This is a genomic window from Streptomyces sp. NPDC043861, assembly GCF_056435905.1.
Map to the genome: position 1 here is coordinate 709,771 of NZ_JBWKDP010000001.1, position 25,065 is coordinate 734,835.

Genomic DNA, 25,065 nt, shown 5'->3' on the forward strand with positions numbered 1-25,065 from the left:
ATGACCAGCAAGAGGAATGTGCTCGCCGCGGGCTTACTGGCCGCCGCTACGACCCTGGTCCTGAGCCCGGCCACGTACGCGGAGGCCACCCCGCCCGCTGCGACCACCGGGACCTTCAGCGTGCTGACGTACAACGTCGCCGGACTTCCCGAACCCCTCTCCGGCAGCAGACCCGCGGTCAACACGAAGAAGATCTCCTCGCGCATCAACGCCTACGACCTGGTCAACGTCCAGGAGGACTTCGCCTATCACGCCGATCTGATCAAGCACGACGAGCATCCCCACCGGACGACTCCGTCCGTTCCCGTGTGGGTGCCCGGTGTGCCTTTCTCGGACGGGCTCAACACCCTGTCCGACTTCCGACTGAGGAAGCTCGACCGAGTGACATGGAACCGGTGCACCGATCCCAACTGCCTGACGCCCAAAGGCTTCACGTATCTCCAGCTCGAACTTCCCGGCGGAGCCACGCTCGACCTCTACAACGCCCATATGAACGCGGGCTCCAACACCGAGAAGAAGCTGCGCGTACGGCGGGACAACATCGCCCAGCTGTCCGGTTACATCAAGAAGCACTCCGCCGGCCGGGCGGTCATCGTCATGGGCGACACCAACAGCCGCTACACCCGGTCCGGTGACAGCATCCGGGAGCTGCGCGACGACAACGGCCTCGCCGACCCCTGGGTGCAGCTGGTGAAGGACGGTACGACGCCCGAGGTGGACGACGACGCGCCCCTGTGCAAGGACTCCGCCGAGTGCGAGGTCGTCGACAAGATCTTCTACCGCAGCGGCGGGAACGTGACGCTGAACGCGACGTACTACGGCAACGAGCACGACCGGTTCCTGGACTCCCGGGGAAAGCCGTTGTCGGATCACCACCCACAGACCGTGAGGTTCGCCTTCACCGTCCGTTCCGAATGAGGATCCCGGCACCTGTCCGGTGACAGTCGCCGGGAGCCGGGAGCCGGGAGCCGGGAGCCGGTCCTGACACGCCGGCTCAGCGGCGCTCGAGCGCGCCCCGGACGAAGGCCGCCTGGCCGGCGTGCTGGAGATCGTCGGCGATGACGCTCACCAGCCGGACGCCCAGGGTCACCGGCGGCGACCACGCGTCGTCCACGACCCGGTTCAGCGCGGCGCCCTTCAGACCACGGACGTACTCCACCGTCGCCGCGTGAACGGCGTCGAAGTAGCCGAGCAGCAGCTCGGCCGATTCGACCCGGACCGCGGCGACCTGTTCACGCGAGTGACCGTAACCGGTCTCGCTCTCGTCGAAGGGGAGACCGAATCGGTCCGCCCAGCCCTGCGCCGACCACACCTGCTCCCGGCCGGCCGCGTCGGCGACATGGTCGTCCTGGATGCGGGTGAGGTGCCACACCAGCCAGGCGATGGTGTTGGCATCGAGGTCGAGCCGGGCATGGAGATCCGTCACCTCCAGCCCCCCGACCGTGTCGTGCACCACCTCCCGGATGCGTTCGAAGGCGTCCGTCAGCACATCTGCCGTGTTCATACGACGAGTGAACCGTGCACCTCGGTGCAGCGAGGGCCGACACCACGGGACAGGCACACGAACGTACGCCCGCCGGCCGTCCACGGCTCCGCGCGCGCCCACCCCGTCGCCCTGGCATGGGCGACCAGGGCGCTGGTGCCCACTCTGGCCCATGGGAAAGGCGCCCCCAGGGCTCCGCCGCCGTCGGCCACCCGGACGTCGACACGTTCGTCCACCTCCACCGGCGCGGCCTCGGCTATGAGCAGGCCGTCCGGGGCGATGAGCCCGGCGACCCGGGACAGCAGTGCACGAGGGTCGCCGCCGATGCCGATATTGCCGTCGATCAGCAGCGCCGTGCCCCAACTGCCCTCCTTCGGGAGCGGATCGAAGACCGAGCGGCACAGCGCGCTGCCGCCGGAGCGCACCGCTCGCGCCACGGCGGCCGGGCTGACGTCCACTCCGAGGGTCGGCCGCCCCAGCTCCGCCAGTGCGGCCACCAGTCGTCCGGGCCCGCAGCCGATGTCGAGGACCGGACCGCGGCAGCGCTCCAGCACGGTGCGGTCGGCGTCGTCCGGGGCCGCGCACCAGCGTTCGACCTCCAGGGGCAGCAGCCAGCCGTCGGTACGGCGCAGGAACAACGGGCCGCGTCCGGTGCGCAGCGCGTCGGTGTACGGGTCGGCCCGCCACGCCGTCGTGACGCTCACCGTGCCCCCGTCCGCGCCAGCCGGGCGACCTCCGCGGCGAACCGGCCGCCCGGCGCGCCGTCCGCCACCAGCCGGGCGTCCGCGGGTGTGTCGACGTCCATCAGCACGGGCAGATCACACACCGCCAGCCCGGCCTCGACCAGCCGCCGCCGTTGCAGAGCGCCCGTTTCGGGCACGGACATCGGCACCCCCGACACCAGGGCCGGATCGGGCTCCGCCAGACCGAGCGCCCAGAAGCCCCCGTCCGCGGCGGGCCCGAACGCGGCCCCGCACTCCGTCAGTTCCAGTCCCCGGGCGAGCAGTTGAGGCGTCACCTGAGGGGTGTCCATGCCGATGAGCAGCGCAGGCCCCGCACACGCGGCGAACGCAGCGGCCAGCCGTTCGTCGAGGCTCCCCGCGATCTGCGGCACGACCTCGATACCGGACGGCAGCCAGCGTCCCGGCGTTCCGGCGAGCACCAGGACCCGCCGTGTCGCCCGCTCCGTGGCCCGCACCGCCTCCAGGGTGTCGACGAGGGCGGCCTCGGCCAGCGCCGCGGCCTCCTGGGGTGTGTAGGACGGGGTGAGCCGGGTCTTGACGCGACCCGGCAGCGGTTCCTTCGCGATCACCATGAGTGTGGTCATGACGCGCTCCCCACGGCTGCTTCCTCCATGAGCACCTTTCGCATGTCGTGCACCGCCTGCCAGGTGCCCCGCCAGGTTCCGGTGACCTTCGACCGCCCCGCCCTCGGCAGATACGGCACGTCGACCTCGCCGACCCGCCACCCCGCGTCCGCGGCGCGCATCACCATCTGCAGGGGGTAGCCGCTGCGTCGGTCGGTCAGACCGAGGCCGAGGAGGTCCTTGCGGCGTGCGGCGCGCAGAGGACCCAGATCACGCAGCCCGAGTCCCGTGCGACGGCGCATCATCCGGGCCAGCGCAAGGTTCCCGGCGCGGGCGTGAAGGGGCCACGCGCCGCGCACCTGCGGTCGCCGGCGCCCGAGCACCAGATCCGCCTCGCCGTCCGCGACCCGTCGTACCAGATCCGGAAGCAGACCCGGATCCAGCGAGGCGTCGCAGTCGCAGAAACAGACGTAGTCCGCTTCGGCTGCCAGCAGTCCCGCGTGGCAGGCGGCGCCGAAACCACGGCGCTGCTCATGGACCACGGTCGCGCCGAGCGACCGGGCGATTTCCGCCGACCCGTCGGTCGATCCGTTGTCGACGACGACCGCCCTCCAGCCCCGGGGGATCCGTGCCAGGACCCAGGGGAGCGCCTCGGCCTCGTCCAGGCAGGGCAGGACCACATCCGCGGTGACATTCATACGGTCGTACCCCGCAGTCCCACCGTCGCGAACTCGGTCATCCCCTCGGTGAAGCCGACCGCCGGATGCCAGCCCAGGTCGGCCTTCAGCCGCCGTGAGTCGGCGGTGATGTGCCGCACGTCGCCGAGCCGGAACTCGCCCGTCACCACCGGCGCGGGGCCGCCGTGCGCCGCCGCCAGCGCGGCCGCCATCTCCCCGACGGTGTGGGGGGTGCCGCTGCCCGTGTTGTAGGCGGTGAAGGCACCCGGCTCGCGGACGCCGACCGCCTCGAGCGCCATCACATTGGCGTGTGCGACATCGCTCACGTGCACGAAGTCCCGCCGCTGCCGTCCGTCCTCGAAGATCCGCGGCGCCTCGCCCCGTTCGAGCGCCGAGCGGAAGAAGGAGGCCACGCCTGCGTACGGGGTGTCGCGCGGCATCCCCGGCCCGTACACGTTGTGGTAGCGCAGCGCGAGGGCCCGGCCGCCCGTCGCCCGGGCCCAGGCCGCCGCCAGATGCTCCTGGGCGAGTTTGGTCGTCGCGTACACATTGCGCGGGTCGGCCGGGGCGTCCTCGTCCACCAGGCCGGGCGTCAGCTCCCGCCCGCAGAGCGGGCAGCCGGGCTCGAACCGGCCTGCCTCCAGGGCAGCGACCGGGCGCGGCCCCGGACGGACCCTCCCGTGCGCCGGACAGTCGTAGCGCCCCTCTCCGTACACGACCATCGATCCGGCGAGCACCAGATCGCGGACCCCGGCCTCCGCCATCGCCGCGAGCAGCACGGCCGTGCCGAGGTCGTTGCAGGAGACGTAGTCCGGGGCGTCGGCGAAGTCCTTGCCGAGGCCGACCATCGCCGCCTGGTGGCAGACCGCGTCCACACCGCGCAGTGCCCGTGCGACCGTGGCGCGGTCACGGACGTCCGCGTGGACGTCACCGGGGACCGGCCCGGAGACGGAGGAAGGGGGGCCGGGGTGGGCGGCCGGGAGCAGGGCATCGAGGACGACCGGATCGTGGCCGCGCGCGGCGAGGGCGGATACGATCTGCGTGCCGATGAATCCCGCGCCTCCAGTGACAAGAACTCGCATGTCACCGACGCTACGGCGAGGATCACGATCCGCTCCCGTTCCACGCTGCGGCGTCACAGGTCCGTAAGGACTACTCCCGCGTCAGCCGTACGGTCAGGATCTGGAACGGACGCAGCGACAGGCTCACCGCGCCGCCGTCGACGGTGAGCGGAGGTTCGTCCAGAGGACGCTCCAGCAGATCCGTCACTGTTGCCGCACCTACCGTGAATCCCGTGCGGAGAGTCGTCGTCGCCCGGCCGCCCAGTGACTCGTAGAGCCGGACGACCACATCGCCGGAGGCGTCGTCGGCGAGCTTCACCGCCTCGATCACGGCCGAGGGCCCGTCCGTCGTCACCAGCGGTGTCAGCTCCGCACCGCCCGGCCCCACCCGCAGCGGCAGATTGAGCGCGTATCCCTCCGCCACCGCGTCCTGGATCGTCGCGCCCGGCAGCAGGGAGTAGGTGAAACGGTGGGTGCCCTGGTCGGCCCCCGGGTCGGGCACGCGTGGTGCGCGCACCAGACTGAGCCGGACCGTGGTGGTCGTACCGCCGTCGTCCTCGCGGGTCGTACGGGAGACATCGTGGCCGTAGGTCGCGTCGTTGATCAGTGCGACACCGTAGCCCGGCTCGCCGATGTGCACCCAGCGGTGTCCGTACACCTCGAAACGGGCCGCCTCCCAGCTGGTGTTGGTGTGCGTGGGCCGGTGCACATGGCCGAACTGGATCTCGGCGGCGGACCGGTCGGCGTGCACATCGAGAGGAAAGGCCGCCTTGAGGATCTTCTCGGCCTCGTGCCAGTCGATCTCGGTGCCGATGTCGATCCGCCGGCTGCCGGCGCGTACCGTCACCGTCTGCACGATCCGCGAACCCTTGCCGAAGGCCCGCTCCACACGCAGTGCGCCCAGCAGGGGGTCGTTCTCGGCGACCGTGACCACGGCGCCTTCCAGAAGATCGCGGTAGCGGCCCAGATAGTGCTTGTCGATGTCCCAGGCGTCCCAATAGTTGGGCAGATCGCTGTGCAGCCGCAGCAGATTGCCCTTGCTGCCCGGGGCCAGGACTTCACGGTCCGCGACCAGATCCCGTACGGAGGCGAGGGTGCCGTCTGCCGCGAGCTCCACCCTGACGAGCCCGTTGTCCAGCACCCGGTGTCCTGCGACCGTGACGGGCCGCTGCGCCGGGGCGTCGGACGTGACGCGGGCGCAGCCGGAGGCGGGCACCTCGACGAAAAGCGCGGCCGAGCCGTCCGACAGCCGGGGGAGGTCCGGGTCGAGGATGCCGGCCAGCGCGGCCGGCACCCGTACCACCTCCGCACGGTCGCGCGGACCGGCGTTGAACACCCAGGGAGCGGCAGGACCGGCGCCCGCCACCGCCTCCAGAGCCTGCGCCGTCAGCGCCTCCAGCTCCGCCGCGATCCGTGCGTACTCCGCCTCGGCCTCCTGATGCACCCACGCGATCGACGAACCCGGCAGGATGTCGTGGAACTGGTGCAGCAGCACCGACTTCCACAGCCGGTCCAGTTCCGCGTACGGATACGTGTACCCGGGCACGCGCAGCGCCGCCGCCGTCGCCCACAACTCCGTCTCCCGCAGCGCGTGTTCACTGCGACGATTCCCCTGTTTGGTACGGGCCTGCGAGGTGTACGTCGCCCGGTGCAGCTCCAGATAGAGCTCGCCCGACCACACGGGCGCGTCCGGGTACTCGGCCTGTGCCGCCGCGAAGAACGCGTTCGGATGCTCGATCACGACCTTCGCCGAACCCTCCAGGTCGGCCAGGCGCCGTGCCCGCTCGAGCATCTCCCGGTTCGGACCGCCCCCGCCGTCGCCGTGGCCGAACGGTGCCAGCGATCGCGTACCCCGGCCCTTCTCCTGGTAGTTGCGCACCGCGTGCGCCATCTCCCGGCCGGAGAACACGACGTTGTAGGTGTCGACCGGCGGGAAGTGCGTGAAGACGCGGGAGCCGTCGATGCCCTCCCACCAGAAGGTGTGATGGGGCAGCTTGTTGGTCTGGTTCCAGGACAGCTTCTGGGTCAGGAACCACTTCATTCCCGCGAGTTTGGCCAGCTGCGGATAGGCGGCCGTGTACCCGAACGAGTCCGGCAGCCAGACGCCCTCCGTCTCGATCCCGAACTCGTCGAGGAAGAAGCGCTTGCCGTGCACGAACTGGCGGGCCAGCGCCTCGCCGCCGGGCAGATTGCCGTCGGCCTCCACCCACATGCCGCCGACCGGTGCCCACTGCCCGTTCCTCACCGCCTCCTGGATCCTGGACCACAGCTGCGGATGGCCGTCACGCACCCAGGCGTACTGCTGGGCCTGCGAGCAGGCGAAGACGAACTCGGGGTAGTCCTTGGCCAGGGCGGTGACATTGGCGAACGTCCGGGCGGCCTTGCGCCTGGTCTCCCGGACCGGCCAGAGCCAGGCGCTGTCGATGTGCGCGTGCCCCACGGCCGAGATCGTGTGCGCGCCGGCGTGCGCGGGCCGTGACAGGGCGCCCTCGAGGAGGCTTCGGGTCCGGGGGGCCGTCCCCGGAATGTCGTCCAGGTCGAGCGCGTCCAGCGCCCGGTCCAGGGCGTGCATGATCTCGTGGCGCCGCGGATCGTGTTCGTCGAGCTCCAGCATCAGCTCCCGCAACACCTCCATGTCCAGCGACAGATGCCAGACCTGTTCGTCGAGAACGGCGAGGTCGGCGCGTGCGAAGGTGTGGAGCGGCGCACTGCCCGCGGTGCGCTTGTCACCCAGCGGGGTCGGGTGGCGGAAGCGATCGGCGAGGATGTCCGGGTTGGACGCGGCCTCGACGAGAAACGCGACATGCTCGCCGCCGGCCGCGGAGGAGGCCACGGGGATGTGCTGGTTCTGTGGGTTGACCGCCTTGACGGGGGTGCCGTCGGGCAGATGAACCAGCGCCTCGGCCTGGTTGCCCGGCCAGCTGCTGACGAAGCCCAGGTCGAACCAGGCCTCCACCTTGCGCCCCGCCCACTCCGCGGGCACATCGCCGTGCACCCGGAACCAGGTCGTACCCCAGGGCGGCCCCCACCGGGTGCCCATCTCGAACGGCTCGTACGCGGCGCTCCTCGCCTCCTCGAACGGCACCGGTTCGTCCGGCACCTGCCATGCCTCCACCGTCAGGGGCACGGTGTCCGAGTGGATCAGCGGACGGATCCGTTGGTCCAGGACGCGCTCGACGCGCTGCTCGATCCTCCGGCGTTCGTCGTGCATCTGGCAGACACCTACTTCCGGTTGAGATAGGCGAGGCCGGGGTGCTCTTCCAGGTAGCCGTCGAGGAGCCTGTGTGCGACGGCGACCGAATCCACGAGGGGGTGCAGGGCGAAGGCCTTGACGGCCGTCGCGCGCGAGCCGCTGTCCGCCGCCGCGAGCACCTCGCGCTCGACGGCCTTGACCGAGGTGACGAGACCGACCGCGTGGTACGGGAGCGGGTCGGTCGCGCACGGACGGGCGCCGTTGGCATCCACCAGACAGGGCACCTCGATCACCGCGTCCTCGTCCAGCACCGAAAGGGTCGTCCGGTTGCGGACGTTGAGGATGAGAGTGGTGCGTTCGTCGCGGGCGATGGCACGCATCAGCGCGAGAGCGACCCTCTCGTAGCCACCGGACCCGACGTCGGCGGCGGCGCGTTCGCCGGCCCCTGATGCCTCGCGGTTGTCCGCCATGTACGTGGCCTCCCGCTCGGCGAGGGTCTGCTCCCATGTCCTGAGGGACGGGTTCGCGTAGAAGGCCGACTGCTGGTCGCGCAGGAAGGCACCCCGGGTCCGCGTCGCGGCACGGTAGGCCCGCACGGTCTCGCGGTTGAAGTAGTAGTAGTGCAGGTACTCGTTGGGGACCGCGCCCAGCGAGCGCAGCCAGTCGGCGCCGAAGAGCCGGCCCTCCTCGAACGAGCCGAGGGCGGCGGGGTCGGCGAGCAGCCGGGGGAGTTGGTCGCGTCCGGCCACCCGGAGTCCCCGCAGCCAGCCGAGGTGGTTGAGGCCGACGTAGTCGACCCATGCCGTGCCGGGATCGGCTCCGACGGCCCGGGCGACGCGCCGTCCGAGCCCGATGGGGGAGTCGCAGATGCCGATGACCCGGTCGCCGAGCAGCCGGGACATGGCCTCGGTGACCAGCCCTGCCGGATTGGTGAAGTTGATGACCCAGGCGTCGGGCGCCAGCTCGGCGACCCTGCGGGCGATGGCCATGGCGACCGGCACGGTCCGCAGCCCGTAGGCGATACCGCCTGCTCCGACGGTCTCCTGCCCCAGCACACCCGCGTCGAGGGCGATCCGCTCGTCGGCCGTCCGGCCCTCCAGGCCCCCCACCCGGATCGCGGAGAAGACGAAGTCGGCGCCGCGCAGGGCCTCGTCGAGGTCGGTGGCGACGGTGAGCGACGGCGCGTCCGCGATGCCGGCGGCCTGCTCGGCGAGCACACGGGCGACGGCGCCGAGCCGGGCGGAGTCCGGATCGTGGAGGGTGACGTGGGTGACCCGGCCCTCGGCACGGTCGCCGAGCAGTGCGCCGTACACCAGTGGCACACGAAATCCCCCGCCGCCGAGAATCGTCAGCCTCATCCCGTGCCCCTCCTCGTTCCGTGGCCGGGTACTCAACCGGTACACGGGTACGCCGGCATACGGGTACGCCGTGCTCCGGTACCCGTACCAACGCTGTCATCTTTGCGGCGTTCCCGCGAGGACCGGGGCGCGCCCGGCTCCACCGGCCCGGGTGGGACGGGGAATCAGACCGGCGAGGGCCGCGAAGAGGGGGATCCGGTGCAGCCGGTCACCCGGCTGCCCACCGACGGCGCTCTTTCCGCCGCGCTGCCGGTGCGACTGCGCTTCACGGGCGGATGCCGTCGCAGGCGATGTCCAGACGGCGGGGGCCGCGCAGCACCGCATTCTGCCGGTACGGGGGCGGATCCTCCAGCAGCCGGGGGTTGTCGAGCCTGCGGGCGAGCTCGGCCAGCGCGATCTGCACCTCGAGCCGGGCGAGCGGCGCTCCGAAACAGCTGTGGATGCCGCTGCCGAAGCCCAGGTGCTGGATGTCCTTGCGATCCGGGTCGAACGTGTCGGGGTCGGGGAAGCGCGCGGGGTCGCGGTTGCCGGAAGCCAGGACCAGCCAGAGCTCCGATCCCCTGGGGATGGTGATGCCATGAATGTCGATGTCCGCCAGCGTGGTGCGATGAGCGAGCATCTGGGCCGGCGGCTCGTAGCGCAGCAGCTCCTCCACGACGGGGACGGCCAGCCCGGGGTCGTCGCGCAGCCGATGGAGCACCTCGGGATGGCGCAGCAGGGTGAGCATCCCGTTGGTGATCAGATTGACCGTCGTCTCGTGGCCGGCGATCAGCAGCATGCCCACGGTGCTGAGCACCTCCATCGTGCTCATGGCCCCGTCCGGTCCATGGGCGCTGACCAGCTCCGAGAGCATGTCGTCACCGGGATTCCGGTGGCGCTCGTCGGCCAGGCCCGCCAGGTACATGCCCAGCTCGGTCTTGGCCTCGCCGGTGGCACGGTTCCGCTCGGTCGGGTCCTCGCCCGGGGAGGGGTCCAGGCTGGCGGCCAGAGTGTTGGCCCAGACGTGGAATCGTGCTTCGTCCTCATGCGGGACGCCGAGCAGCCGGCAGATCACGGTGACGGGAAAGGGGTACGAGAACTGCTCGACCAGGTCGATCCGGCTCGTGTCCCCGATCCCGTCGATCAGCCCGGACACGATCTCCTGGAGCTCGCCGTGCATCTCGTCGATCCGGCGCGGTGCACACGGTGGTCCGAACGAGGTGTTCGTCATGCGGCGCAGCCGGTCGTGCTCCGGAGGATCGAGCCGGATGAAGGGCGCGGGCAGAGCCGTCTCTTCCTCCGACTCCGGCAGCCCGTAGTCGGAGGGGGAGGTGAGGTTCCGGGGGTCGGAGCTGAGCCGCGGATCGTGGAGCAGGCTGCGGATCTCGTAGTAGGTGCTGATGATGTAGGGCCCGTCGTTCTCGCGGAAGACCGGCGTCTTGCGGAGCTGCGCATACAGGGGATACGGGTCCGCGCGGTTGGCGTAGTCCAGGATCTGCCGCGGGAGTGAGGTATCGATCATGGTCACAGGTCCTCGCCAGGTCGCAGGTCGGGCCGCGTGGGGTTGCTCGACCCCAAGAGCGCTGACTTTCTCTCCCGCACCAGTAAGCCGCCTCACCCGCGGTCACGCCACAGGGAACCCGCCGTGAGAGTGCCACCCGGTCGCCCGCACGCCCGGCCGGCAGGCCGGTCCCGGTGGAGGGTTCGGCCCGGGTGAGGCAGAGAGCCATGGCGGAGCCCTGCTGCGGCATCCACGCGGCCGGCGGCGGCCGACGCCACGCGCGCCGCAAGAACCGGCAGCGCGGCCGGCCGGGGGTGGACCGGTCGGCCGCGACCGGGGCGGCGAGTCAACGCTCGGCCAGGGCGCGCAGCTCGCCCTCGGCCCGGAGATCGCCGAGCGCCCGGCGCCGCTCGTCCTGGACGAGCCGGTCGACGACCGGCTGGACCGACGGGGGTTCCTGCCGGAGCTGATGGAGGCCGTCGCCGAGCACGCGATGAGCGTCGTGCTCCGCGGCGGCAGTGGGCGTCGGCCGTGAGGTGCTCAGAGCCGGGGTCCCCTGCTCGCCGCACCGCGGGCGGGAGCCCCGTGTGCCGCTCAGCCCAGGTCGAACGCGTTCCGCAGCCCCAGCCGGTAGCGGGTGCGGTCGTGCCGCTTGAGGTGGTCGAGTTCCGGGGCACGGAAGAGGGGTTCGACGGTGCAGCGCGCCGCCGGTGAGGCGATGCGGTCCAGGAGTGCATTGACGGCGGCCCGCGCCGAGGCGTTGGCGCCTTCCATCGTCGCCAGGTCGATGTCCACGGCGACGTAGTCCCCGGCGAGGAAGAAGTTCGGGACCCTGGTCGCCGCGGACGGACGGTGGTGGAAGGTACCCACGGGGTGGATCAGGAGCTCGTCGTCGTTCGTGGGGTGCGGGGTGCCGAGCCCGTCCACACCCGGGTCCAGGAACCAGGAGTGCAGGGCGCCGTCCTTGAGGACCGTGCGGCCCGTGTCGTTCAGCGCCGCCTTGAGCTGGGCCCACACCTCGCGGGCGACCTGGTCGCGCGTGCACTGTTTGGCCGTCCTTCCGTAGAGGATGCCGGGTCTGTCCCATTCCGAGATGTCCACGGAAACGCAGTCGACCACGGTGCCGTCGCCGTAGTCCCGTGGGAAGTGACGGTGCGGCCAGTGCTCCGCCTGTTGAATCGCCGTCAGGGACCAGGGTGAGTCAATGCAGTTGAGGTGACCGTGCAGCAGCGGGGCACGTTCGGTCAGATAGAACTGGATGCCGGTCATCCAGTCGGTCTCCAGCTTGTCGCACCGCGCGAGCTGGGGATCGGCCGCCCGCAGTGCCGTGCCCCAGGTCCGCCGGGCGTGCTCCACCGGAATGGCCGAGATGTAGTGGTCGGCGGTGACGGAACGGCGTGCCCCCTCGGGATCCTCCATCACCGCCCCGGTGATCCGGCCCGAACCGTAGGCCAGCTCGCGAAGCGTCCAGCCGACCTTGAACTCCACTCCCAGCGAGCGCAGATGAACCACCCAGGGATCGATCCAGGCCTCGTTGGTGGGTGCGTTGAGAATACGGTCGAGCGGTCCGTCCGCGCCTCTGCCCAGCGCATTGAAGGCGAAGGCCTCGAGGAGGGTGGCGACCGTGCGGGTACTGGCCTCCTCGGCCTTGGTGGCCACGATGTTCCGGGTCAGCCCGACGGCCAGGATGCGCTGGTAGTCGTAGGACATCTCCTCGGCCCGGATGAAGTCCCACCAGGGTGTGCGCTCCCACGCCTCGTTCCGCCGCTCGTCGCAGCTGGTGAGGAAGACCAGACCGCGGTTCACGAAGTACGCCGTCTCGTGCAGGGGGATGCCCGCGATCGTCTCGAAGAACGCCGTGAGGGCTCGACGGATCTCGTCGAGCGTGAGCTCGGCAGGCCGGTGGCCGGGCCAGGGGAGGGGGATGCGGAGGTCCTCGCGGCCGGTGCGGGCGAAGGACATCTCCGGCGGCGCAACGAGGTTGTCCCAGACGCCGTTCGCATTCCCGGGGAAGGGGATGCGCCGCATCGTGTCCGGCAGATTGTGGTAGATGCCCGGGATGAAGCGGAAGCCGTGCTCGGCCGGCAGGGCCGCGCGGCCGCCCTTGGCGCTGCCCGGCACGTCCATGCTGCGGGCCTTGCCGCCCAGCGCCCTCCGCTCGTACACCGTCACCCGTAATCCGCGCTCGGCGAGTTCATGAGCCGCGGTGAGGCCGGCGACGCCGCCTCCCAGGACGGCAACGGACGGTGGGAGCGAGTGCGGCGCCGCGTACGCCGTTCCGCTCCCGGAACTGAGCGCCGCAACGGACCCGGCCGCTGCCGCTCCCGCGATGAAGGTGCGCCGTGTGGTTCCCGATCGGTCCATGCCCCGCCCCTACTCATCGGTAACTGTCGCGTCAGGCGCAGGAGCATACGGACGGCCCCCGTGGCCCGGAAGCCACGTGCGGGCCCATTCACCCAGCGCGACACACCGCCCGACACAATGGGGTCATGTCCCGACGCACCACACGCCCCCTTCGGCCCGCGAACACCGCCGGTTCGCCCTGTCCCTGCGGACTGCCCGCCCTGTACGGCGCCTGCTGCGGGAGGTTCCACACCGGGCAGGCCGCCGCCCCGACCGCCGAACTGCTGATGCGTTCCCGGTACAGCGCCTTCGTCGTCCGTGACGAGACCTATCTGCTGCGCACCTGGCATCCCGCCACCCGGCCCGGGTCCGTCGACTTCGACCCCGGCATGCGCTGGAGCGGCCTGGAGATCGTGGACACCGCCGACGGCAGCATGTTCCACACCAACGGCACCGTCACTTTCGTCGCGCACTACACCCACGGCGGTGAGCCGGGCGCACTGCGCGAGCGCAGCAACTTCGAACGCCACGACGGCGCCTGGGTGTACGTCGACGGCACGATCGAGGAGTGACCGACCGGAAATCCTCGGCCCGCCCGACGGCGTCCTTGCGAGCCGCCGCGGGGCACGGGTGTCTGCGGGAGCCGCCCGCGCCGTCCACCGGCACGCCCGACTTCCTCGCGCAGGCGTGGTCGGGCTCGGCCCGACTCTCACGCGGACGTGCAGGCAGGGGGCCCGACCGGCGTGGTCACGCGCTGGTCGTCGATCCCGGCCGCACGATCATCAGCACCGTGACCGTGGCCCACAGCAAATTGAACATCCCGGTGTACATGGCGAGCCGCTTGGTGTCCGAGACCTCGGCAGGGCCCTGGAGCACCGCGCTCTGCCGGGGCAGCACCAGGGCGGCGAGCACCGCGGCGGCAACGGCGGTCAGCACCATCGAGACGATCAGCCAGGCGTCCCCCAGGACGTGCAGGCTGATGGCAGTGGCAAGGCCGAAGACGGGGACGACGACGCCGACGAGGGCGTAGGCCCGGCACACCTGGTGGAGGTTGCGGAGCACTGCGCGCCCGCGCTCGTCGTCCGGCTCGGCGAGAACACGACGGGCGGCCGGGGGAAACATGCTGGCGGCCACGGTGACGGGACCGACGGCGATGATGGCGGCCAGCACATGCACGATGAGAAGGATCTTGGTCACGGGCCGACACTACGAACGGAGCGTGGGGCAGAACAGTGGCAGTACTGACAGTTTCCAGCGGATTGTCGCCAGCCGGTCGTCGCGGGGCTGCCGCCCGTCATTGCCCCGGCCAGCGGCCGTTGGCCGAATTCCGTGCATGACCTAGGTTGTCGCCATGCACACCGTGGCCGTACTCGCCCTCGACGGCGTCATCCCCTTCGACCTGTCCACCCCGATCGACGCGTTCGGCCGCGCCCGGCTTCCTGACGGCCGTGCCGCCTACCGGGTGCGGGTCTGCGCACCGGCTGCCGAGATCGATGCGGGCACCTTCACACTGCGGGCGCCGTGGGGGCTGGACATCCTCGCCGGCGCGGACACGATCATCCTGCCCGGCTGTGCGGACCCGACGGTGCCGGCCCCGGCGGAGGTGACCGACGCACTGCGCAAGGCCGCCGCGAACGGCACCAGGATCGCCTCGGTCTGCGTCGGGGCCTTCACGCTCGCGGCGACCGGCCTCCTCGACGGTCTGCGTGCCACCACCCACTGGCTCGGGGCGCCGCACCTCGCCCGGATGTATCCGGAGATCGAGGTGGACCCGAACGTGCTCTACGTCGACAACGGTCAGTTCCTCACCTCGGCAGGGTCGGCGGCCGGCCTCGACCTCTGCCTGCACATGATCCGCAGGGACTACGGCTCGGCGGTCGCGGCGGACTCGGCGCGTCTCTCCGTGATGCCCCTCGAACGCGAGGGCGGCCAGGCCCAGTTCATCGTCCATGAACAGCCTCCGGCCCCGGCGGGTGCGACCCTGGAGCCGCTGCTGCGCTGGATGGAGGAGAACGCCGGCCGTGACCTCACGCTGGCAGACATCGCCGGCCGTGCGGGCATGAGCCCGCGCACCGTCAACCGCCGTTTCCGTGAACAGACAGGCACGACGCCGCTCCAGTGGCTCCACCGCGCCCGCATCCGCCAGGCCCAGCACCTCCTGGAGACCACTGCCCACCCGGTCGACCGGATCGCCGCACAGGTCGGCTTCGGATCTCCGACGTCCTTCCGTGACCGCTTCAAGCGCCAGGTGGGAACGAGTCCGCATGCCTACCGCCGTAGTTTCCGCGGTGGCGGGGGAACCCCCTCAGCAGCCCCTTGATGTGGATCTCACCCCCCGCTGCCGGCCGCACCCACGAGTCGTGCCGCCCGCGCAGGGAACACGACGTGATCATGCGCACCGGGACCTGCGCGAGCCGGCGCCGACCGGCCGCTCGCGCCCAACAGGGCTGTGACGCGGACTGTTCCGGAACGGGAACAGGCCATCCGCGTCCGCATGTGCCGCCGCGAGTGGCCCGTCGGTGTCGTGGGTGTGCGTGGGTGTCCGTAGGGTCTGCCGGAGTCCGTCGGTCTCGCCGGTGCCGGTGCACCGCGCCGGTCAGAACCCCCGGCCCGGCCTCAGCACCAGCCCGGGGTTGTAGGCCGCCAGCACCTTGTTGGCCCTGGCCAGGGCGGCGAGGGCATGTTCGCGGTCGGCCTGGTCCTCGGGGCAGAAGGGGGCCCGGAAGCGGCGGGCCTCCCGTGCGGCGCATTCGGCGTCGATCTCCGCCTGGAGGATGCCTATCGGCATGCACGACCCGATCAGGGCAGCGACGCCGTCGGGGATCGGGACGGGGACGAGGTTCGACGCGGTCACGTGGGGGGTCCTTTGCTGGGCTTGCGCCGGGGTCGCCGGGCGTGGGCGTTGTCCTTCTCTATACGTACCGGATCAGCTTCTCGGTTCCTCTGCCGGGATGTCTCTGTCCTGCAACTGTTCGGAACCGCCCGTTTGATGTCTCCTTGCAGGAGGGTAAGTGGACTCGTTGGTGTTCTCCGCCCAGGTCATCCCGTGGGCGAGCAGTCCGGCAACGGTGGGACCGGCCCGGGGGAGTGACCAACACCACATGACCCCGAGGTGGTTGCGGCGCTCCGGTGGACCAGGGAACCGGACCTCCCGGCGAGGAGATCGCCATCCGCAACGGCCATGTCGTCGCTTTCGGCAGCGACTTGGCCGGGACCGCGGAGGAAGTCGGACCGGTGAGCCGGGCGTGCTCCGGCCCCAGGGCGGCGCGGCCCGTGTCCGGCCGCCTGTCGTCACGAGGGCCCGCCCGTCGTGACGAAGGGCGGCTCGTGACGAAGGGCCGCCCGCCGGTCCCCGGGACAACGGATTCAGCCGGTTCCCGACAGCACCTCGGACAGGTCGTATCCCACCGGCTCCTCCAACTGGGCGTATGTGCAGCTGTCCGGAGTGCGCTCGGGCCGCCAGCGCCGGAACTGAGCCGTGTGGCGGAAACGGTCCCCCTCCATGTGGTCGTACGCGACCTCCACCACCCGCTCCGGCCGCAGTGCCACCCATGACAGGTCCTTCTTGCCGGACCAGCGGCTCGGCGCACCCGGCAGTCTGGCCGACTCGTGCGCCGCCTCCTCCGACCAGCGCGCCCAGGGGTGCCCCGCCGCATCGTCCATCCGCAGCGGCTCCAGCTCCGTGACCAGTTCCTCCCGGCGCTTCATCGGGAATGCGGCGCAGACGCCGACATGCTGCAGGGCGCCCGCGGTGTCGTACAGGCCGAGCAGCAGCGAGCCGACCACCGGACCGCTCTTGTGGAAGCGGTAGCCCGCGACGACGACGTCCGCGGTCCGCTCGTGCTTGATCTTGTACATCAGCCGGGCGTCGGGACGGTACAGGAGGTCGAGCGGCTTGGCGATCACGCCGTCGAGCCCGGCACCCTCGTACCGTTCGAACCACTCGGCCGCCACGGCCGGGTCCGTCGTCGCAGGCGCCAGATGGACCGGATCACGGGCGTCGCTCAAGGCCTCGGTGAGCAGGGCGCGCCGCCGCTCCAACGGGGTGTCCAGCAGCGCCTGGTCGCCGAGTGCCAGCAGGTCGAAGGCGACAAAGCTCGCCGGGGTGGTCTCCGCGAGCATCCGTACCCGCGAGTCGGCCGGGTGAATGCGCTCGGTGAGCCGGTCGAAGTCCAGCCGGCCGCCGTGAGCGATCACGATCTCGCCGTCGACGACGCAACGGTCCGGCAGATTGGCGCGCAGTGCGACGACCAGCTCCGGGAAGTAGCGGGTGAGCGGCTTGCCGGTACGGCTGCCGATCACCACCTCGTCACCGTCCCGATGGACGATGGCGCGGAAGCCGTCCCATTTGGCTTCGTACTGCATCCCGGGCGGGATCTTCGCCACCGATTTGGCGAGCATCGGCTTCACGGGCGGCATCACCGGCAGATCCATAGGGCGATTGTCCGGTATGCGAGGAAACTCGGCACGGCCTACGCTGGCGGGCATGGCCGGAGCGGTGGAACTGGAAGTGGGCGATCGGACCGTCCGTGTGTCCAATCCCGACAAGGTGTACTTCCCGGAGCACGGCTACACCAAGATGGACATGGTCCAGTACTACCTCGCGGTGGGTGACGGCGTCACCCGTGCCCTGCGCGACCGCCCCACGACCCTGGAGCGCTACCCCGACGGGGTGACCGGCGAGTCCTTCTTCCAGAAGCGCGCTCCGAAGTACCTCCCCGACTGGATTCCCACCGCTCACATCACCTTCCCCAGCGGCCGGTCCGCGGACGAGATGTGCCCGACGGAACCCGCCGCCGTGCTGTGGGCCGCCAACCTCGGAGCCGTCACCTTCCACCCCTGGCCGGTACGCCGCGACGACACCGACCACCCGGACGAACTGCGCATCGACCTGGATCCCCAGCCCGGCACGGACTACGCCGACGCCGTCCGCGCCGCCCACCAGCTGCGCGCCGTCCTGGACGACGCCGGACTGCGCGGCTGGCCCAAGACGTCGGGCGGGCGTGGTCTCCATGTCTTCGTTCCGATCGAACCCCGCTGGACGTTCACCCAGGTCCGGCGGGCCGCGATCGCCTGTGGCCGCGAGCTGGAACGGCGCATGCCGGACGAGGTGACCATCAAGTGGTGGAAGGAGGAGCGCGGCGAGCGGATCTTCGTCGACTACAACCAGACCGCCCGCGACCGCACGATCGCCTCGGCCTACTCGGTACGGCCCCGCCCCCATGCGCCGGTCTCCGCGCCGCTGCGCTGGGACGAGATCGACGACGCCGTCCCGGAGGACTTCGACATCAAGACGATGCCGGCCCGGTATGCGGAGGTCGGCGACGTGCACGCCGACATGGACGAGCACCGCTTCGGTCTGGAGAGCCTGCTGGAACTCGCCCGGCGCGACGAGGCGGAGCACGGTCTGGGTGATCTGCCGTACCCGCCGGAGTATCCCAAGATGCCTGGTGAGCCCAAGCGGGTGCAGCCGAGCCGGGCCCGGCGTGACGACTAGGGTCTTTCGTCTGGATCGGGCTGGATCGGTGAGCGGGGTCCGGTGCGTGCGATCGCAGGGCGGAGGAAGGAGCCCGCGCGGAGCGTGGGCGTCCGACGACAACGCTGCGAGTGTGCGTGCCGGGGCACGCGAGCCCGGCAAGATCCGGACGAGAGGCACCAGCGTGTCTCCCCGGCCATGAACGCAGCCTGACCGAAGCTGACGTGGTCGTGCGGCGGACGTGCCTGGCACGGCACGCGTCGGGACCGGGACGGCCAGCTGGACCTGCCGTGGGGGAGCACGCGCCGGGTACGACGTGGGCGAGTGACCGTGACCGGTGTGCTCGCGGCGGACCTCAGGCCCGCAGCTCCTCGAGACGTTCGAGGTCGTCCCGGACCGACTCCCGCTCCTCCGCGGTGAGGTGGAGTGCGATGGCCTCGGTGAGCGCGGTCGACGCGGTCGCTTCGTCTCCGAGGCGACCGGCGACATCCGCACGCAGGACGAGGAGGCGAAGCAACTGTGCCGGCGTGGGCGTCTCGTCCTCGAGACCCAGCACCCGGTCGATGACCTTCGCGGCGGCAGCAGGATCCTGCTTCGAGTCCGCGAGGAGTGACGCGTGATGCAGGGCCCGTGCGAAGGTCTCGTCGGGTGCGGGCCGATGGTGCTGGTTCTCGCTCGTCCGCTTCCCGATGCGAATGCAGTTGCCACCCGGATCGGTCATGAGGAACTGCCGCACGCCGTACGACATGTCCTTCAGCGGTCCGATGCGCGGCAACCCCCGGGTCGGGATCCTGCCGTACGCCGCCTTGAGCCCGGAGCGGAAGGAGGCGTACAGCCCGTCGACGTCATCGGTCAGGACGTAGCAGGTGCTGACCGACTCGGCTGGATCGTACTGCTTCATGCCGAAGAACTGGATCTCGATGCCGCCGCGCTCCACGACGGCATACGGATTTGGGCTCTTCTGCTGGAACGTCACCTCGAACCCGAGGGCGGTGTAGAAGTCGAGGACGGGCTGGATGGTCCGGCACGGCAGGATCGGAATCGTCTTCTCGGTCATACCCAGCACTCTAGTCAACGTTGATTAGTGAGGCGAGGGTGTGCCGAGGATCCGTGTGCCGGCCCTCGGTGCCGCCCGTCGGCCCGACGCGGCCGGGCGTCCGGCCCGCAGGGCGCGCAACGGCCCGGACCGCGACGCCCGCCCATGGCCTCACGGCCAGATCCACTGTCAACGACGGGCCCTGGCCGGCCCGTTACGACGCGAGCCGGAGCCTCAGGGGTGATAGAGCGCTCGGGCGCGTGCGGTGTCGAACGGCTCGCCCTCGCCCTCGCGCACACGCAGGAAGTGGTCCGCCTGCCATGCCTGCGTCCGACGGGCCTGGCGGCTCGTCGTCGTCACCCATGGCGCATAGACGCGAAACGCTCGCTTTCCACCGGTACCGTGCCTCGCGACGATGTCCCGCTCGCAGAGCACTTCGCGCGGAAAGACGAACTGTCCGAAGCGATCGCCTTCACGTGCACTGATGACGAAGAGGTCGACGGGATCCTCGGCGTCGAAGGGCTGGATGGGCCCGTCCGGCGACCTCTTCCACACCGTGACGAACTGACCGGCCTTCGTCGGAGTGGTTCTGGCCACCCGGAACCTGACGGAGGCGCCGTCCAGGGTGAACTCGTGTGCCGCGTAATCGGCGCTTTCCTTCTCGGGGACCGGCTGCGAGCACCTGAACCCGCTCGGGTCGTACACCAGCGCCTTCGCCGCGAGAAGATCACTGGGCAGCGTTCCCTCGCACGACCAGGGCTCCGGGCCTGTGGGGCGGACCTCCGAAGGGCGTCCCTGCTGCATGATCGTTCCTTGCTCCCGCCGGCGTCGGCAACGCCCGGACCGGCGCGCCGACCGCAAGTCTGCCGCACGCCACCGACAACGCGGCGTGCGGCAGAATCGGGCACCGTAGGTCCGTCGGCTGCGCTACAGCTCCCTGATGCGGATGTTGCGGTACGAGATCACGTCCGTCGTGCCGTGGACCTGGAGGCCGATGTATCCCTGTGCGTAGCGGCGGCCGTCCGTGCCCGGGTCGTCACCGCGCGGTGGGACGAATTCCTGGCCACCGGTGTTGTCGAACTCGTTGATCAGGACACCGTTGCGCAGGACCGAGTAGTGCTGGTCCACGACCCGGATCTCGTATTCGTTCCAGGTGCCCTTCGGAGTGACTCCCGCGCCCCCGAGGCCGACGCGGTCGAATCCGTAGACCGAGCCCGTCTTGTACATGTCGCCGTCGGGCCGGTCCAGGACCTGCACCTCATGGCCGTACTTGATCGCGACCCACTCCGGGCGCGGTTCCTCCGGGTTGTCGTGGACGTACGGGAAGCGGACGAAGACACCGCTGTTGGCGTTCCCCGTGCCCGGGGCGTCGTCCCGCCACTGGAGCTTCAGCGAGAAGTCGCCGTACTGTCGCTGCGGGAGCCACAGCATGCCGAGGCCGCCCCTGGTGGTGCCGCTGGTCATCGTGCCGTCGGCATTGAGGGCGAACGAACCACCGCCCACGTGCTGCCACTTGGCGAACGATGCCGCCGTGCCGTCGAACAGATCGCGGTAGCCGGTGTTCTGGCCCGGCCTGCCGATTCCGGACTGCCTGGCCGCCTGGTGGATCTTCTTGTGCTCGCGCTGGTCGATGACCCCGTCCGTGAGCAGTTTGTCCAGCACCTTGTCGACGTGCTTGAGGAAGAGCGCGTGCGACGACCAGTCCCTCTCGTCCTCGATCAACTCGTTGATGGTGCAGCGGGAGCGGGTGACCCGGTTCGGTACACCCGTGTCGACCGTGCCGACGATGACGGTCGATCGCTCGTCGAATTCAGGGCAGTTGGGCGCCGGTACCCCGCCGCTCTCCGCGACGGTGAAGGAGACCTTCTTCGCCCCGGAGGTGTTGCCTGCCTTGTCGGTCGCACGGTGCTGCACGGTGTGGAAGCCGACCCGGTCGACGATCACGGGCACGGTGTGGGCGAGATACGGGCCGCCGTCGAGCGAGTACTCGATCCGCTCCACACCGGAGTCCGCGTCGGTCGCGGTGACGGTCACCGTGGCGCTCGTGATGAACGCCCCGTCCGCGTTCTTGTCGCCCGTCACGGTCGCCGAGGTCTCCGGTGGGGTCCTGTCGTCCGTGGGCGGGGCGATGACGGTGAATTCGACGCCTTTCTCAGCGGCCGCGTTGCCCGCTTTGTCGGTCGCCCGGTAGCGGACCTTGTGGGTGCCGACTTCGTGGACCATGACGGGCGAGGTGTACGGCTGCCAGGGTCCGTCCGCCCCGGCGGCGTACTCGATGGTGTTGACACCCGAGCCGGTGTCCGACGCGGTGACGGTGACCGTCGCCGTCCCCAGGTACTGGCCCTGCTCGTTCTTCTCGCCGCTCACGGTCGCCGAGGTCTCCGGTGGGGTCCTGTCGTCCGTGGGCGGGGCGATGACGGTGAATTCGACTGCTTTCTCAGCGGCTGCGTTACCGGCCTTGTCGGTCGCCCGGTAGCGGACCTTGTGGGTGCCGACTTCGTGGACCATGACGGGCGAGGTGTACGGCTGCCAGGGTCCGTCCGCCCCGACCGCGTACTCGACCCTGTGCACTCCCGATCCGGAGTCGGTCGCCGACACGGTCACCGTCGCATGCCCGATGTAGTCGCCGTCGGCGTTCTTCTCGCCCTCGACCTTCGCCGACGTCTCCGGTGCCGTCGTGTCGTCCCCGCCGCCCTCGGACACGGTGAGGATGCCCTGCATCTGGCCGTGGCCGGGAATCGTGCAGTGGAAGCGGTACCGGCCGGGCGTGAGCGTGACCTGCACCGAGTGCTTGCCGCCCTGGTCGTCGTTGGGATTGGCCAGGATGTTCAGTGGCACGTCGTTGTTGTACTCAGGGTCGGAGACGTCGAAGGTGAGGGTGTGCGGCATCCCGGTGGTGTTGCCGGTCGCCTTGCTGTTCTCGAAGACGATCGTCGTCGGTCCCGCCACCGCGGTGGTCGGGAAGGAGAGATAGCGGTCGATGGGGTCTCCGGCGGTCCAGGTGAGGACTTGGGCCGCGGTCCCCGCCTGCCGGTCGTCGGTACGTCCGTATGCCACGGTCGAGGTCAGACCCAGGACCATGGTCAGCGCGCCCAGCAGCGCGGTCCACAGGCGGAGTTGCCGGTGCCTGACGAGTCTCACTCGGCCGCCGCCTTCCGCACGAGCTGATCGGCGGCCGGGGTCGGCTCACCGCCCTTGTATGTCACCCGCCACAGTGCGGACTTGGAGTCGGAGGTGAAGAAGCCGCGCCCGTAGTCCAGGACGTACAGCGAACCGTCCGGTGCGAACTTCCAGTCCATGAGATTGCGGATGCCGTTGGTCCCGACCGGGATGATCTTCCTGAGCGACTCGGCATGGACCGGGAGCCCGCCCCTCCCGACGGTCCTGGGGTCGGTCAGCACCGCGTGCCGCGGCTGTTCCCCGTCGTAGAAGTCGCCGACGAACCACTTGCCGTCCCAGTACGCGGGCCACGCGACCGTGGAGCCGCTCGCGGCGTCGTACCGGTACACCGGACCGTTCATGGTTGCCTGGCCACCGCCCTTGAGCCACGGCAGCAGCAGTTTCTGCTCCTCGACCTTGTAGCTGGGCACACCTGCGGCGTCGCGCGGGTAGTCGGGGCCGCCGCCCTGAGGCGAGTACCAGATGGTGTTGGCCGTGACCGGCGGCAGATTGACCAGACCGTCGTTGTGGGGCGACTCGTTCCTCGGTGCGTCGCAGTCGTACCAGCCGAGGGGCTTGCTCGGGTCCGGCAGATTGCGGTCGCGATAGGGCTGCTTGTTGCCCATGCAGTACGGCCAGCCGTGGTTGCCCGCCTTGGTGATGGCGGCGAACGTGTCGTACTTCGCCGGCCCCCAGGTGGTGGACGGCGAACCGGCGTCCGGCCCGACCCAGCCCGCGTAGAGGATGTCGGTCGCCTTGTCGACGAAGATACGGGCGGGGTTGCGCACACCCATCACATAGATCTCGCCACGCGTCCTGCCTCCGCCCTCGTCCGGCTCCTTGCCGGTGAAGAGATTGCCCTTGGGGAGGGTGTAGGTGCCGTCGTCCTGGGGGTGGATGCGGAGGATCTTGCCGTTGAGATTGTTGGTGTTCCCGGCGGTGCGGCGCGCGTCGGCGAAGGACACCCCCCTGAAGTTGGGCTGGGGGTTGTTCCCCGAGTAACCGCCGCTGAAGCCCGACGAGTTGTTGTCGCCCGTCGCAATGTACAGATTTCCCTTGGAGTCCCAGGACATCCCACCGCCCGCATGACAGCAGCTGTGGATCTGCACCGGCCACTTCAGCAGGACCTTCTCGCTTCCCAGGTCGAGCCTGTCGGTGGCGGGATCGAGGGTGAACCGGGAGACGTACCGCTCGGCCGTACGGGTGTCACGGTTGATCCGTGAGTGGGGTGTGTAGTGCAGATACACCCAGCCGTTGGACATGAAGTCCGGGTCGAGCTCGATACCGAGGAGGCCCTCCTCGTTCTTGATCAGCTCGTCGCCGCCGCCCTTGTTCCCGAAGACCGTGAGCGCGCCCGCGAGGGTGACCTTCCTGCTCCTCGGGTCGTAGACATGGATCTCGCCCCGGCCCTTGCCGATGTCGGGGTTGTTCCAGTCGGTCACCACCGGCGCGGAGGAGTCGGCACCGCCGCGCCCGATGTAGAGGATGCGCCCGTCAGGGGCGGCGACCAGGCCGTGCGGCTCCCCGATCTGGTCGTTCTGCCCGGGCTGATTGGGCTGGGTGACGCGCTCCGCCGTGTAGTTGGCGGTGATGGTCGCCCGGCAGTCGGCGCGGGAGGTCCGTGTCGTCCAGGCCAGTGCCCCGCGCAGATGTTCGCGGAAGTCGCTCTCGGCATACGAGTCGGCGGTGCCGCCCATCGCGGTGTAGAAGGAGCGGCCGCCGTCGTAGTCACGGCACCACGAGACCGGATGGTCCCAGCCGTTGGCGCCCTGGCCCGGCTGGTAGGAGCTCTCCTTGACCCGGGCCACCGTGTGGACGGAACCGGAGGGGTTTACCGCCCAGTTGAACCACTTGTCGGGCCGTTTCCAGTTCAGGGGCAGGCTCTTGGTCGCGGGATGCCGGCGGTCACCGACCTCGACGACCGCCCGCTGGACGGTGGCCGGCGAGGTGGCCGGCCGGGCTCCGACCAGTCCTGTGAACCAGTCCGAGTAGGGCTCGGTGCGGGCCGCGTCATGGACGCCGACGAAGCCGCCGCCGGCCTCCATGTACGCCTCGAGGCCGGCTTCCTGTTCGGGGTCGAGCACATCGCCGCCACCGGTGAGGAAGACCACGGCGTTGTACCTCCCGAGCTTCCTGGCGTTGGTGAAGACGGAGGCGTCGTCGGTGGCGTCGGTACGGAACCGGCCCGAGGCCGGCCCCGTCAGCCCGATCTGCTCGACCGCTGCGATTCCTGCGTCGACCGTCGGCGACTCCTCGGTGGCCGAAGCGTGGAAGACGAGGACCCGAACATTCTCTCCGCCCGGCGGCGAGGGAAGGGACAACGTTGTCGTCCCGGTGGCCGGAGGATCCGGATAGGGTCGGGCCGTGGCGGCGGTCCCGCCCAGCAGGGAGGCGCCGAGTGCTCCGGCGAGGAGCGCCGCCGCCGTTGCGCGCCTCGTGCTCGGGCCGCGACGGGATCTCGACCGGTGATGTGGTGCACGGTGCATGTGTTCA

At 70.3% G+C, this 25,065-nt stretch carries 21 protein-coding genes; 4 read left to right on the forward strand and 17 right to left on the reverse strand.

Annotation, left to right across the window (positions count from 1 at the left end; translation table 11 throughout):
- On the forward strand, nucleotides 1-918 hold the full coding sequence (locus AC068D_RS02920; protein ID WP_478821126.1) for an endonuclease/exonuclease/phosphatase family protein: 918 nt from the start codon (nucleotides 1-3) through the stop codon (nucleotides 916-918).
- 76 nt (nucleotides 919-994) lie between these two features.
- On the opposite strand, the gene AC068D_RS02925 is transcribed toward AC068D_RS02920, so the two are convergent.
- The 10 genes from AC068D_RS02925 to AC068D_RS02970 all read right to left on the reverse strand — a co-directional run bounded on the left by AC068D_RS02925 (nucleotide 995) and on the right by AC068D_RS02970 (nucleotide 12,922).
- The gene (locus AC068D_RS02925) at nucleotides 995-1,504 is read right to left on the reverse strand and encodes a mycothiol transferase (RefSeq protein ID WP_478821127.1); all 510 of its coding nucleotides are present in this window, start codon (nucleotides 1,502-1,504) and stop codon (nucleotides 995-997) included.
- Nucleotides 1,501-2,187, reverse strand: a complete 687-nt coding sequence (locus AC068D_RS02930; RefSeq protein WP_478821128.1) for a methyltransferase domain-containing protein — start codon at nucleotides 2,185-2,187, stop codon at nucleotides 1,501-1,503. The genes AC068D_RS02925 and AC068D_RS02930 overlap by 4 nt, the downstream gene beginning before the upstream one ends.
- On the reverse strand, nucleotides 2,184-2,810 hold the full coding sequence (locus AC068D_RS02935) for a TIGR04282 family arsenosugar biosynthesis glycosyltransferase (RefSeq protein ID WP_478821129.1): 627 nt from the start codon (nucleotides 2,808-2,810) through the stop codon (nucleotides 2,184-2,186). The genes AC068D_RS02930 and AC068D_RS02935 overlap by 4 nt, the downstream gene beginning before the upstream one ends.
- On the reverse strand, nucleotides 2,807-3,487 hold the full coding sequence (locus tag AC068D_RS02940) for a glycosyltransferase family 2 protein (protein ID WP_478821130.1): 681 nt from the start codon (nucleotides 3,485-3,487) through the stop codon (nucleotides 2,807-2,809). The genes AC068D_RS02935 and AC068D_RS02940 overlap by 4 nt, the downstream gene beginning before the upstream one ends.
- Nucleotides 3,484-4,548 (reverse strand): NAD-dependent epimerase/dehydratase family protein, encoded by a 1,065-nt coding sequence (locus AC068D_RS02945; RefSeq protein WP_478821131.1) that lies wholly within the window; start codon nucleotides 4,546-4,548, stop codon nucleotides 3,484-3,486. Before AC068D_RS02945 ends, AC068D_RS02940 begins: the two co-directional genes overlap by 4 nt.
- 70 nt (nucleotides 4,549-4,618) lie before the next feature.
- Entirely contained in the window at nucleotides 4,619-7,738 is a 3,120-nt protein-coding gene (locus AC068D_RS02950) for an alpha-mannosidase (protein WP_478821132.1), read from the reverse strand.
- Nucleotides 7,739-7,749: 11 nt separating this feature from the next.
- Entirely contained in the window at nucleotides 7,750-9,078 is a 1,329-nt protein-coding gene (locus AC068D_RS02955) for a 6-phospho-beta-glucosidase (RefSeq protein WP_478821133.1), read from the reverse strand.
- A 265-nt stretch (nucleotides 9,079-9,343) separates the two neighbouring features.
- Nucleotides 9,344-10,579: a cytochrome P450 gene (locus AC068D_RS02960; RefSeq protein WP_478821134.1), complete on the reverse strand. Its 1,236-nt coding sequence runs from the start codon at nucleotides 10,577-10,579 to the stop codon at nucleotides 9,344-9,346.
- A 325-nt stretch (nucleotides 10,580-10,904) separates the two neighbouring features.
- Nucleotides 10,905-11,048, reverse strand: coding sequence for a hypothetical protein (locus AC068D_RS02965; RefSeq protein ID WP_478821135.1), 144 nt, complete (start codon nucleotides 11,046-11,048; stop codon nucleotides 10,905-10,907).
- A gap of 104 nt (nucleotides 11,049-11,152) precedes the next feature.
- Nucleotides 11,153-12,922: a hydroxysqualene dehydroxylase gene (locus tag AC068D_RS02970; protein WP_478821136.1), complete on the reverse strand. Its 1,770-nt coding sequence runs from the start codon at nucleotides 12,920-12,922 to the stop codon at nucleotides 11,153-11,155.
- Between the two features lie 125 nt (nucleotides 12,923-13,047).
- On the opposite strand from AC068D_RS02970, the gene AC068D_RS02975 reads away from it, so the two are divergent.
- A complete protein-coding gene (locus AC068D_RS02975; RefSeq protein ID WP_478821137.1) occupies nucleotides 13,048-13,473 on the forward strand; it encodes a YchJ family protein in 426 nt (141 codons plus the stop codon).
- A 175-nt stretch (nucleotides 13,474-13,648) separates the two neighbouring features.
- Here the strand turns inward: AC068D_RS02975 and AC068D_RS02980 are convergent, their stop codons facing one another.
- On the reverse strand, nucleotides 13,649-14,098 hold the full coding sequence (locus AC068D_RS02980) for a hypothetical protein (RefSeq protein WP_478821138.1): 450 nt from the start codon (nucleotides 14,096-14,098) through the stop codon (nucleotides 13,649-13,651).
- Between the two features lie 154 nt (nucleotides 14,099-14,252).
- On the opposite strand from AC068D_RS02980, the gene AC068D_RS02985 reads away from it, so the two are divergent.
- Nucleotides 14,253-15,221, forward strand: a complete 969-nt coding sequence (locus tag AC068D_RS02985; protein WP_478821139.1) for a GlxA family transcriptional regulator — start codon at nucleotides 14,253-14,255, stop codon at nucleotides 15,219-15,221.
- 276 nt (nucleotides 15,222-15,497) lie between these two features.
- On the opposite strand, the gene AC068D_RS02990 is transcribed toward AC068D_RS02985, so the two are convergent.
- Nucleotides 15,498-15,755 (reverse strand): hypothetical protein, encoded by a 258-nt coding sequence (locus tag AC068D_RS02990; protein WP_478821140.1) that lies wholly within the window; start codon nucleotides 15,753-15,755, stop codon nucleotides 15,498-15,500.
- A gap of 512 nt (nucleotides 15,756-16,267) precedes the next feature.
- Entirely contained in the window at nucleotides 16,268-17,335 is a 1,068-nt protein-coding gene (locus tag AC068D_RS02995) for an ATP-dependent DNA ligase (protein WP_478821141.1), read from the reverse strand.
- Nucleotides 17,336-17,387: 52 nt separating this feature from the next.
- On the opposite strand from AC068D_RS02995, the gene ligD reads away from it, so the two are divergent.
- Nucleotides 17,388-18,398 carry a non-homologous end-joining DNA ligase gene (ligD, locus tag AC068D_RS03000; protein ID WP_478821142.1) on the forward strand — a complete coding sequence of 337 codons (1,011 nt, stop codon included), beginning with the start codon at nucleotides 17,388-17,390 and terminating at the stop codon, nucleotides 18,396-18,398.
- A 334-nt stretch (nucleotides 18,399-18,732) separates the two neighbouring features.
- On the opposite strand, the gene AC068D_RS03005 is transcribed toward ligD, so the two are convergent.
- The 4 genes from AC068D_RS03005 to AC068D_RS03020 all read right to left on the reverse strand — a co-directional run bounded on the left by AC068D_RS03005 (nucleotide 18,733) and on the right by AC068D_RS03020 (nucleotide 25,058).
- Nucleotides 18,733-19,434: a bleomycin resistance protein gene (locus tag AC068D_RS03005; RefSeq protein ID WP_478821143.1), complete on the reverse strand. Its 702-nt coding sequence runs from the start codon at nucleotides 19,432-19,434 to the stop codon at nucleotides 18,733-18,735.
- Between the two features lie 213 nt (nucleotides 19,435-19,647).
- The gene (locus AC068D_RS03010; RefSeq protein WP_478821144.1) at nucleotides 19,648-20,217 is read right to left on the reverse strand and encodes a MepB family protein; all 570 of its coding nucleotides are present in this window, start codon (nucleotides 20,215-20,217) and stop codon (nucleotides 19,648-19,650) included.
- Between the two features lie 123 nt (nucleotides 20,218-20,340).
- The gene (locus tag AC068D_RS03015; RefSeq protein ID WP_478821394.1) at nucleotides 20,341-22,494 is read right to left on the reverse strand and encodes an OmpL47-type beta-barrel domain-containing protein; all 2,154 of its coding nucleotides are present in this window, start codon (nucleotides 22,492-22,494) and stop codon (nucleotides 20,341-20,343) included.
- Nucleotides 22,495-22,550: 56 nt separating this feature from the next.
- Nucleotides 22,551-25,058 (reverse strand): ThuA domain-containing protein, encoded by a 2,508-nt coding sequence (locus AC068D_RS03020; protein WP_478821145.1) that lies wholly within the window; start codon nucleotides 25,056-25,058, stop codon nucleotides 22,551-22,553.
- Between the last annotated feature and the right edge of the window lie 7 nt (nucleotides 25,059-25,065).

What these genes read in the sequence shown, in the direction of transcription:
- AC068D_RS02920 (WP_478821126.1), top strand. Translation starts at nt 1, where the DNA reads ATGACCAGCAAGAGGAATGTGCTCGCCGCGGGCTTACTGGCCGCCGCT.
- AC068D_RS02925 (WP_478821127.1), bottom strand. Translation starts at nt 1,504, where the DNA reads ATGAACACGGCAGATGTGCTGACGGACGCCTTCGAACGCATCCGGGAG.
- AC068D_RS02935 (WP_478821129.1), bottom strand. Translation starts at nt 2,810, where the DNA reads ATGACCACACTCATGGTGATCGCGAAGGAACCGCTGCCGGGTCGCGTC.
- AC068D_RS02940 (WP_478821130.1), bottom strand. Translation starts at nt 3,487, where the DNA reads ATGAATGTCACCGCGGATGTGGTCCTGCCCTGCCTGGACGAGGCCGAG.
- AC068D_RS02945 (WP_478821131.1), bottom strand. Translation starts at nt 4,548, where the DNA reads ATGCGAGTTCTTGTCACTGGAGGCGCGGGATTCATCGGCACGCAGATC.
- AC068D_RS02950 (WP_478821132.1), bottom strand. Translation starts at nt 7,738, where the DNA reads ATGCACGACGAACGCCGGAGGATCGAGCAGCGCGTCGAGCGCGTCCTG.
- AC068D_RS02955 (WP_478821133.1), bottom strand. Translation starts at nt 9,078, where the DNA reads ATGAGGCTGACGATTCTCGGCGGCGGGGGATTTCGTGTGCCACTGGTG.
- AC068D_RS02960 (WP_478821134.1), bottom strand. Translation starts at nt 10,579, where the DNA reads ATGATCGATACCTCACTCCCGCGGCAGATCCTGGACTACGCCAACCGC.
- AC068D_RS02970 (WP_478821136.1), bottom strand. Translation starts at nt 12,922, where the DNA reads ATGGACCGATCGGGAACCACACGGCGCACCTTCATCGCGGGAGCGGCA.
- AC068D_RS02975 (WP_478821137.1), top strand. Translation starts at nt 13,048, where the DNA reads ATGTCCCGACGCACCACACGCCCCCTTCGGCCCGCGAACACCGCCGGT.
- AC068D_RS02985 (WP_478821139.1), top strand. Translation starts at nt 14,253, where the DNA reads ATGCACACCGTGGCCGTACTCGCCCTCGACGGCGTCATCCCCTTCGAC.
- AC068D_RS02995 (WP_478821141.1), bottom strand. Translation starts at nt 17,335, where the DNA reads ATGGATCTGCCGGTGATGCCGCCCGTGAAGCCGATGCTCGCCAAATCG.
- ligD (WP_478821142.1), top strand. Translation starts at nt 17,388, where the DNA reads ATGGCCGGAGCGGTGGAACTGGAAGTGGGCGATCGGACCGTCCGTGTG.
- AC068D_RS03005 (WP_478821143.1), bottom strand. Translation starts at nt 19,434, where the DNA reads ATGACCGAGAAGACGATTCCGATCCTGCCGTGCCGGACCATCCAGCCC.
- AC068D_RS03010 (WP_478821144.1), bottom strand. Translation starts at nt 20,217, where the DNA reads ATGCAGCAGGGACGCCCTTCGGAGGTCCGCCCCACAGGCCCGGAGCCC.
- AC068D_RS03015 (WP_478821394.1), bottom strand. Translation starts at nt 22,494, where the DNA reads ATGGTCCTGGGTCTGACCTCGACCGTGGCATACGGACGTACCGACGAC.
- AC068D_RS03020 (WP_478821145.1), bottom strand. Translation starts at nt 25,058, where the DNA reads ATGCACCGTGCACCACATCACCGGTCGAGATCCCGTCGCGGCCCGAGC.